We start from the raw sequence: 1,047 nt of genomic DNA on the forward strand, positions 1-1,047 counted from the left end.
GGCTTTGTTGCACAAACCCGAAACAGGCCGAGATAACCCCTACCCCAGATGCAGCTACGCCACGGCAGCGGCGGGCACCGTGATCGGGCATCCCAACTGCGTGAAGCGGTTGAGCAGTGCCACACGCACGTGCAATTCTGTGACCTGACGCTCGAACGTGCGAGCCATCACCCGCTCTCCCAGGCGCTTGAAGCAATGCATCTTGCTCTCCACCAGGCTTCTTCGGTGGTAGCCGCTCCACTTCTTCCAAATGCCTTGTCCCAGCCTCTGGCAGGCCCGCAGGGCTTCGTTACGCACCTGCGCCCCCATCAGGGTCTCTTTCCAGGGCTTGCCGTTCTTGCGCGGCGGTATCACCGCCTGTGCGCCCCTTTGCGCTATCGCCGCATGGCAGCCTTTGGTGTCGTAGGCACCGTCGCCGCCGACGCTGGCCACCGGCTCATCGGGCGGTACCTGCGCCAGCAACCCGGGCAGCATCGGCGCATCGCCCACGCTGTTGTCGGTGACCTCGATGGCCCGTATCTCCAGTGTCCCGGCATCGATACCCAGGTGCACCTTGCGCCACTGCCTGCGGTACTCGGCTCCGTGCTTCTTGCGTTTCCATTCACCTTCGCCCAGGAACTTGATCCCCGTGCTGTCCACCAGCAGGTCCAGGGCCATGCTGCTGCGCCGGTAGGGCAGTCGCACCTGCAGCGTCTTTTGACGACGGCTGAGGGTACTGAAGTCGGGAACTCTCCAGTCCACGCCTGCCAGACGCAGCAAGCTCTGCACCAAACCCAGGCTCTGGCGCAGGGCCAACCCGAACAGGCACTTGATGCTCAGGCAAAACTGGATCGCCGCATCGCTGAAGATGGGCTGGCGACCGCGTTTGCCACTGGCCGGCGCGTACCACTGCATGTCCTTGTCCAGCCAGATCGTCAGCGATCCCCTCGCTGTGAGCGCAGCGTTGTACGCCGGCCAATTCGTTGTCTTGTAGCGCCGCTTGCGACCCTTGGGTTCACTCATCGGCTCAGGCTACCAGTTCTACTGCCGTGTTTGTGCAACAAAGCC

1 protein-coding gene is annotated in these 1,047 nt (G+C 63.1%); it reads right to left on the reverse strand.

Annotated elements, in window-relative coordinates; all coding sequences use genetic code 11:
* Positions 1 to 54: 54 nt before the first annotated feature.
* Complete coding sequence (locus tag AVKW3434_RS24180) at positions 55 to 1,002, reverse strand: IS5 family transposase (RefSeq protein ID WP_284407869.1); 948 nt, start codon at positions 1,000 to 1,002, stop codon at positions 55 to 57.
* Between the last annotated feature and the right edge of the window lie 45 nt (positions 1,003 to 1,047).

The organism is Acidovorax sp. SUPP3434 (assembly GCF_030159015.1).
GTDB lineage: Bacteria > Pseudomonadota > Gammaproteobacteria > Burkholderiales > Burkholderiaceae_C > Paracidovorax.

Excerpts from the sequence above, each read along its gene's own strand:
- AVKW3434_RS24180 (WP_284407869.1), bottom strand. The coding sequence starts at position 1,002 with ATGAGTGAACCCAAGGGTCGCAAGCGGCGCTACAAGACAACGAATTGG.